6 protein-coding genes are annotated in these 8,637 nt (G+C 47.2%); 1 reads left to right on the forward strand and 5 read right to left on the reverse strand.

Annotated elements, in window-relative coordinates:
- A partial coding sequence (locus tag ACMJ0U_RS07865) for an OmpH family outer membrane protein (RefSeq protein WP_417129399.1) occupies positions 1–523 on the forward strand: 523 nt, incomplete at its 5' end.
- Positions 524–599: 76 nt separating this feature from the next.
- On the opposite strand, the gene ACMJ0U_RS07870 is transcribed toward ACMJ0U_RS07865, so the two are convergent.
- The 5 genes from ACMJ0U_RS07870 to ACMJ0U_RS07890 form a co-directional block, all read right to left on the reverse strand.
- Entirely contained in the window at positions 600–2,378 is a 1,779-nt protein-coding gene (locus ACMJ0U_RS07870; RefSeq protein ID WP_417129401.1) for a glycoside hydrolase domain-containing protein, read from the reverse strand.
- Positions 2,379–2,650: 272 nt separating this feature from the next.
- Positions 2,651–2,869: a winged helix-turn-helix domain-containing protein gene (locus ACMJ0U_RS07875; protein WP_417129403.1), complete on the reverse strand. Its 219-nt coding sequence runs from the start codon at positions 2,867–2,869 to the stop codon at positions 2,651–2,653.
- Between the two features lie 77 nt (positions 2,870–2,946).
- Positions 2,947–4,284 (reverse strand): TolC family protein, encoded by a 1,338-nt coding sequence (locus ACMJ0U_RS07880; RefSeq protein ID WP_417129405.1) that lies wholly within the window; start codon positions 4,282–4,284, stop codon positions 2,947–2,949.
- Positions 4,281–7,400 (reverse strand): efflux RND transporter permease subunit, encoded by a 3,120-nt coding sequence (locus ACMJ0U_RS07885; protein WP_417129409.1) that lies wholly within the window; start codon positions 7,398–7,400, stop codon positions 4,281–4,283. Before ACMJ0U_RS07885 ends, ACMJ0U_RS07880 begins: the two co-directional genes overlap by 4 nt.
- Positions 7,400–8,467, reverse strand: coding sequence for an efflux RND transporter periplasmic adaptor subunit (locus ACMJ0U_RS07890; RefSeq protein WP_417129407.1), 1,068 nt, complete (start codon positions 8,465–8,467; stop codon positions 7,400–7,402). The genes ACMJ0U_RS07885 and ACMJ0U_RS07890 overlap by 1 nt, the downstream gene beginning before the upstream one ends.
- Between the last annotated feature and the right edge of the window lie 170 nt (positions 8,468–8,637).

Below are 8,637 nucleotides of genomic sequence, written 5' to 3' on the forward strand. Positions count from 1 at the left end.
CAAGGGAACTTCTACTGAAGCTTCTGCTCCGGCAGTAGCAGGTACAAATATGAAGATTGCCTACGTAGAAGTTGATTCGCTGCTCACTAAATATCGCTACTGGAATGACCTGAACGAACTGATGATTCAGAAGGAAGAAAACATCCGTACGACATTGAATGAAAAAGCAAAAGAACTGGACGGCGAAATGAGAGAATTCCAGCGTAAGTTGGAAAACAACGGTTTTGCCAGCCGCGAACGTGCAGAACAGGAAAACGCACGTCTGTTGCAGAAACAGCGCGACTTGCAGCAGTTGCAGGAAAAGCTTTATGCTGACCTCCAGGCTGAAAACCAGAAGAACAGCTTGCAGCTTCGCGATTCTATCAACTCATTCTTGAAAGTATACAACCAGAAAAAAGGCTACAGCCTGATCATCAGCAACACACAGTTGGACAACCTGTTGTTTGCAGACAAGTCACTGGATATCACACAGGAAATCGTTGACGGCTTGAACGCACGTTACACTCCTAGCACAAAGAAATAAATACTCATTTGATTTTATCATACTAAAAAGTCCGGTCATTGCGACCGGACTTTTTTATTTCCTGCAAATGCATCTTTTACATCTCATTGAGCAATGCATTCAGTTCACTCACCATCAGGGCAGGCGACTTCTTATTCGTCTTTATCCACCCTTCCGGTGTAAATTCCGACAGTTTGGCATTCAGCTTCTTCAACTTTCCGTTTGCTCCCTTGGCTGCCAGTTCTTCCCGAAGGATATGGATTTTCTCACAATCCTGCAAACCTTCCACCAGGCGCTCGAAACGAATACTGCTACGTGGACCAGGATAAATGCTGTATGTATCACCGGCTGCCCACGTGCGGAAACGTGAATCACGCAGCGGATCTATCGGCCAGCTGTTCACTGCCCAACGAAGATAACCGTCATATCCTCCAGCCACCGCATGAATCACCGTCCAAGCCGCTTCGGCAGGTTCAGAGAAAGTAAACGTATTGGGGAAAGCCTCCGTACAGCAAGTATACACCGTACTGATTTGTCCTTTCCGTTCACGTTCTGCCTTTACCTCTTCCGGGAACTGGTTGCCATAAGGGATACTCAGATAATACAAATCTCCCTGAATCTCCTCATGGTAATTTCCGGCCAGCGTAATCTTGAATTCCGGATCGGCCGCCTTAATCACCTTAATGGCTTCACGCATGGCCTCCATCGGACGCTCGTCCATAGAAATGGCCGTCTTTTCAAACCACCCCTTCTCACGCAAGTGACGGGAAAAATCTTTCAGGAACGTACCCCAGTATTCAGCGTAGGCTTCCTCGCCCGGAGCAGCCTTGATAAACTGTACGCGGTTGGTGGCCTGATCAAAATAATCAAAGCTCAACGCCCATGGAATCATCGTGTAGCAGCTAATCAAATCCTTGATACCCACTTCATTCATCATAAATTCCACCCACTTGTCGAACACCGTATAGTCGTACACCCACGTACCGTCCAACTTCTTCATCCGGAAAATCATGCTGTCGTAATGGTCTTCCGTCTGTCCGGCCCAAGGCTTGTGCATGATGCTGGCAGTAATGGCCCGCTGTCCCGCATTAGCCAACATTTTCATGATAGGACGCATGGCATCAAAGTGCTCCTTGCTCCACAACGGCACCTGATAGTAGCGCGCCACGGCATACGGATTCTGCCACAAGTCCAGGTGAAACGCCCATTTCTGAGGCTCCGGCAAGGTCCGGTTCACCACCTCAATTTCAAACGGCAGTTTCATGGCTTCAAAATTCTTTCCAGATACCGTCAGCGTTCCTTTATACTTCCCAGGGCGTGCATCAGCAGGTACCCATACATTCAGCCACACCGGTTGTGTGCTGCGCGCCTGAACTTCGCGTACCCGCACAATATCGAGCACATCGGCCACCATGGAGGAATCCCACTCCTCCTTGTTCTCACGAGGGCCACAGCCTCCGCTCCCATCCTTGTTCAGTTCATCCGTCATTACATAACGTACAAAATACGTATTTACAGCCGAAGAAGGAATTACCGAAGCTCCGTTCTTTAATTCACTGACTGCAATTTCCGTTCCTTCCAGTTCCTTTTGTGTCCACAGCACTGCCTGCGCATTCACACGCTCTCCCTTCCAAGCCTTCAGCCGGAGTGTGCCGGTAGCTTTCACGTCGGGCACATTCAGTTTCTTGTAACGCACATCCGTCGTTCCCCAACAAAACCGAACCGGAGCAGTCATCTTGCTCCACACCTCTTCCCCGTCGTGCGGTTTCGTGTCGGTCAGTTCTTCATAATCTCCCAATGGAAACTTTTCTGCCTGCTGAGAAAAACAGGCCGGCCCGCATGCAAGCAGCGCCGATAGAATCAACATTTTTTTCATTACTTATTATTTAGGTTTAGTGTTAACTTGAAAATACCTGACATAAACAGCAGTAAACTTCAGGAATTCAAATTTACGGAAAATTGATAAAACATTTATGTTAATAATTCTTTTTCGTTTTTTTAATCCCCCGAATCCTGTCTCGTTGAGTTCAATCTGCCCTACTCATACCTCTGTACGAATCACTTGCCGGCATCTGCAAGCCAATAAATAACCAGAGACAATCCGCTCTCTTCATGCCTCCGGTTATTCATCAATAGCCCTTACCTTCTTCAGAAATAATTTTCATGATAAATACTGAAGAAAACTACATTTCCGCTGGTATGCACGTTTATCTTGTTCTCCCGTGCAAGCCATCCGATAGCACTTGCCAGTTCCAGAGGAGTAAGCTCTGTCCTGTTCAACAGTTCTTCCCACGGCATCTCATTGCAATTCAGCACTCGCCATACAATGCCTGCCTTCTCTCCAATCATTCTCTTGTCCCAATTCATAATTATAATCTTAAATTATTATCCCCATCTGTCGGCCATTTTTCAGGCAACGATATGTGAGAGAATCATATTGATATTCAATTTATTTCTCCAGTAGTTTTCTGATACTCCAGCCATTTCAGGTAACAGTTGACACGAGCATCCACCTGAGTTTTACGTGCTTGTTGCCACAAAGTCTGCGCTTCCAGATAATCAGAAAGCAACTCCATTCCTTTTTCATATTGCAGACGACTCGTCCGCAAATTTTCTTCCGCTGAAACCACCGACGATTCCGCCAATTCTTTTTCAAGAAAAGCCTCATCCAAATTGTTGAATGCCTGAGTCATCTCAAGCGTCAGCTTCTCATTGAGATTCTCCCGTTCAGCCTGCATCTGAGCATATTGAGACTTCGCCGAGTTTATTTTGTTCATGCGGCGTCCAAAGTCAAAAATCGGAATAGAGACCTGTATGCCGGCCATAAAGTTCCACTCGTCAAACAACTTACATCCGTTCAGTTTCACCCCGTTTGTATATCCGTAACGCCCCATCAAACCAATTTGCGGCAGATACTCACTCCTGGCCATGGCAATCTGCTGCTTTGCCAGTCCCTGTTTCTGCTCCAATATCTGGTATTCAGGACGATTATAAATACCTGAGACCTGCTCATAGGCATCACTGACATCAGGCAAAGCCGTATCTACCTCCATCTGCAGCGTCAGAGGAAGTCCCGTATAATGGCACAAGTTCATCATAGCCAGTCGGCAGCCATTTTCTGCACGGCGCAAATTCAATTCACTCTCATTTAACTTGACTTTCACCTTCAGCACCTCATTCTGCGGTTTCATTCCATACTTCCGTGCGCTTTCCACTGAACGCATCAGCTCAGACAGCAAACTATGATACGACACCGCCACCTGCATCAGTTGCCTGGTACGCACCACTTCTGCATACGCCCGCGACGTTTCCACAATGACCTCCGTTTCCGTCAGCCGCTTGTTTAAGAAAGCTATTTCATTTCCTATTTTTGCCATCCGATAACCAGCCCGGATTTTTCCACCCGTGTAAAGCGGCTGCTCCACCTTGACTCCTCCACTATATATCCACCCCAGTTCATACGAAAGGTCCAGCCCAGGGAAAAATGCAGTCTGCCCTGAAGGGGCACCGTCCACCCCCAGGACAGGCAGCATGCCCCCAGCGCTCGCATACGAACCATCGGAAGTGGAATACAACACACTTCCAGTCAGTGAAAACGATGGAAAGAAAAAAGCCCTGGCGCTACGCTGGTCATATCGAGATGCCCGATACTGATATTCAGAAGCCTTCATTTCCCTGTTATTCTCCTTGGCCAATCGGACACACTCTTCCAATGTCATCACCTTCTGTGCCTGCCCGGTAAACGGTATCACAATCAATAAATATATAAGAATTCGTTTCATTTTATCTTTATTTTAAAAAACATCGCATAAAAGATTGGTACGAAAAGCAGGGTTGCCAGCGTAGAGAAAAGCAAACCTCCCATGATGGTAACTGCCATAGAACCAAACAACGGATCACTCAACAACGGTATCATCCCCAGAATCGTGGTCAGTGAGGCCATCATGACAGGACGCAAGCGACTCTCCGAACTAGATATAAGAGCCTTTACCGGAGGAATACCCGAATGAATCTGTTCTCCGATTTCGTCCAGAAGCACAATACAGTTTTTCGTCATCATACCCACCAGTCCCAAGGATCCGACAATGGCACAAAACGTAAACGACTGTCCGGTCAGCAGCATAGCCCCCACTATACCTATGGCAAGCAAAGGAATACAACAAAGAATGATGGCCGGCTTACGGTAATCCTTGAACAGAAAAATCAGAATGGCTATCATCAACACGATACCCAGCGGCACATTCTTAAACAAGTAGTGCATAGTTTCCGTACTGGCATCCTTTTCGCCCATCCATTGCAACTGATAGCCTTCCGGAAAATCCAGTTTCTCAATTTTCTCTGCAATGGCCATCCGGGCCTTTTCAGTTTCGATGCCAGGCGATGGCGAGCACATGACACTCTGCGCACGCTGACCGTTGTAACGCGGTACCACAGGATCCTCCCAGCTGACATTGATTCCTTGGCTTACCTGCTTCAACGGAGTGGTGTGCATCACCGACTCAATGAGGTCGGTCTGTTCTACCGTCCCTGTCTTCATTTTCAGCAGCATCTCCTCATTCAGCAGTCCGCCGATGTTCGGAAGAGCAGAAAACAAAGGCACATTCTCCAGGTTGTCCATTTCCTTTCCATCAGCCTCCATGCATTTCAAATAAATGGTATTCTTGTGTATGCCATCATAAAACACCCCCACCGGAATCCCACCAGTTGCAGTCAGCACGGATGCCGAAATATCCTGGCGGCTCAGTCCGGAACGACGGGCTGCCATCTGGTCATAATTTATTTCCAGCACCGGCATATTCGGTTCCCAATCAGTTGTCGCAAGACAAACTTCAGGAGTCTGTTCCATGATGCGACGAGCTGAATCGGCCAGCGCATGAAGCACGGCCGGGTCAGGTCCCGTAAACAACGCCTCAATCGGATATTTCTTATACATAATATTATACTTCTTCAGCTTGACATAAGCATCCGGATACTGCTCCAAAAGATGCAGCTGAATTTCATCTATGTTTTTCTCCAGTGCTTCAGGCGACTCAAAATCGATAATCAGCTCACCGTATGACAATGAAGGAGTGGCTACGCTCCGCACAAGATTGTAGCGTGCAGGCGTACCGCCTATAGAAGTAGTGATATTAAGTATTTCGGGACGAGTCTTCAAATAGGCACGTATTTCCTCCAGGTCTTTTTTCACTTGTGTAGAGTTCGTACCTTCCGGCAGTTTATATTCCAGATAAAGCTGGTCGTATTCCATATCCGGGAAAAAACCCTGGCGCATGAACTGATAACCAAAGATACTCAACCCCACCAGTACGACGGCCACAAGAATAGAGGATATCCTGTGACTCAACCCAAAATTCAAGACCGCACGCAGACAATCATACACACGCCCGGTGTACAAGCCTTCCCCTTGCCCATTGGCAAGAGACGGTTTCAGCCAGCTGTTTGCCATCAGAGGCACATGCACCAGGGCCAGTATCCAGCTCAGCAAAAGAGAAACGGCAAGTACGATAAACAAATCTCTCACATAAACTCCTGCCGTATCAGGCGAAAGATAGATAGGCAGGAAAGCCAAAATGGCAATAAGCGTAGCTCCGAGCAAAGGTATGGCTGTCTTCTTCCCAATGTCGGTCATCGCCTCCATGCGCGGTTTCCCACGCTTGAGGTCAACTAAAATACCATCGATAATTACAATGGCATTATCCACCAGCATCCCCATTGCCAAAATAAAGGTAGCCAGTGATACCCTTTGCATGGAACCATCCGCCATGCCCAGCAAAAGCACCGATCCGATTACCGTAATAATCAGACTTATACCTATGATTACACCACTCTTGAATCCCATGGTCAGCATCAGGATGGCAACGACAATGATGACAGACTCCACCAGATTGATAAAAAACGTTGTCAATGCATTCTCCACGCGCTCCGGCTGATAGAATACCTTGTGATAATCGACTCCGGCCGGAAAGTGGTCTTCTTTCAGTTCTTCCAGCCTCTTTTCCACGGCGGCTCCCACTTTCAGAATGTCCGTTCCGGAAGCAGCAGCCACAGCAATGCCCAGTGCCGACTCCCCATTATAAGCCATTTCATTACGTACGGGAGTAGCGCATCCTTCCTCCACCTTTGCAATGTCCTTCAGACGCAGCTGGTCGTTCTCATGCCCTTGTATAATCATCTGGCGAATCTGTTCCACTTCGCGAAACTTGTCGCTGACCGTTACCCGCACACGCTTGCTGCCGTTATCATAATATCCTGAATAATAAATGCCATTCTGCCCTTTCAAGGTAGCCAATACCTCAGCCGGCGAAACGCCCAACGTAGCCATGCGTTCAGGGAGCATTTCAATGTTGATGCATTCCTCCTGTTCCCCATAAACGACGACACGCCCCACACCTTCAATATTCTTCAGCTCACGCTGTATCAGCCGGGCATAGTCGGACAACTGCCGATAGTCCGTTCCACCTCCAGTCAATGTATACATCATGCCATACACCAAGCCGAAATCATCCTGTACCATAACCGACGAACCCTCCGGCAAAGTTTTTTCCGTATCCGAGACCTTGCGCCGAAGCATATCCCAGCATTGTTCGATGTCCTTATCTGGAATAATACTTTTCACTTCCACCTGAAGAATAGCCAAGTCATTGTACGACCAGCTGGTGACACAATCCACCTCACCGATTGTCCGTATATTTTTTTCCAGCGGTTCCGTAACCTCCATCTCCATTTCATGTGCCGAAGCTCCAGGACGGGTGGCTATGACCATCGCCATTTTCACTTTTATTTCAGGGTCTTCCAGCTTGCTCATGTCGTATGCGGAATAAAGCCCGCCAGCCAATAAAACAGCTACAAGAAAATAAACCAGTTTCTTGTTGTCGAACGCCCATTTTCCTAAGTCAATCATAGCAGTCCTCCTATATTTGTTTTACTTTCAGACGAGACGGGTTTTACCACCTGCCCGTCATTCAGCTTATGCACCCCTACGACCACAATACGCTCTCCGGCAGAAACTCCCTGTGTAACAATAGCACGGCCTTTTATGTCTATGTGCTCCACCGAAACCATACGCTGCCCTATTGTCCCACTTTTCTCGTCATATACCCATACACAACTCTTCCCTTCTTTTTCGAACAAAGCGGAAGAAGGAATTGACGTGTTTTCATCTGCCGTACCGCGAAAGGCTACATTCACCATGGCATTCATTCCAGGCGAAGGCTGTACAGGTAACCCTTCCGGCACTGCCAGCCGCACTGTATACAACTGGTTGGCATTTGCTTTTGGAGCAATGCTGAGCAAACGAAGCGATACTGTACGTCCCGGAATAAAATCAAACGAAGTACTGAAAGCGGCAATTTCATTACGCCGTACATAGGTAGAAGCCGGAATGTTTATTTCAATCTCAGGTCTTTCTCCCGACACGAACGTCACCACAGGCATACCTGCCGCAACCACTGTCGGAGGGTCAAACAATCTTTTTTGCACATACCCGTCGAAAGGAGCATAAATTTTCGTATCTGCTAACTGATTTCGGGCATTCTCATACTTGGCTGTAATCTGTTTCAAGCCATAACGTGCTTTATCATAAGCATCAGCCGTACTGACACTATCGGCATAAAGTGCCATTACACGTTCTGCTTCCGACTTAATCCGCATGTATTCTGCCTCCGTGGCATCCAGTTGAACCTGGTAATCGCGAGTATCCATTTCTGCCACAAGCTGTCCTTTGACCACCCTGCTTCCTTCTTCCACATACATACGCATCAATGTGCCGCCGACCTTAAACGCCAGATTCACTTCTTCAGCAGCTACTACCCGACCGGGAAAATCCTGCACAGACACCGCATCCGAACTCTCAACCGTAAAAAGCCGGACATTAGTTACCTTTTTTTCTGCTGTTTCCCTGCCGCCACATGAGCAGATTAACAATAAACTCATGAGCATACATGCTATCACTTTGTCCTTTCTCATATATAATGTTCTTAAGATGAGGTACAAAGTTAGACGGTTCAAAGAAAAGATAAGAGAACGATAAGACGTTACAATTGTACGATATGTTCGATTTTTAAGAATTTATACAGATAAGAACTATGCATTTTGTCTCTTTTTATTTACTTTGCAAAGAAAAAGCACATGCCATG

This window comes from Phocaeicola sp. (genome assembly GCF_048170425.1).
In the GTDB taxonomy this organism is placed as follows: domain Bacteria; phylum Bacteroidota; class Bacteroidia; order Bacteroidales; family Bacteroidaceae; genus Phocaeicola.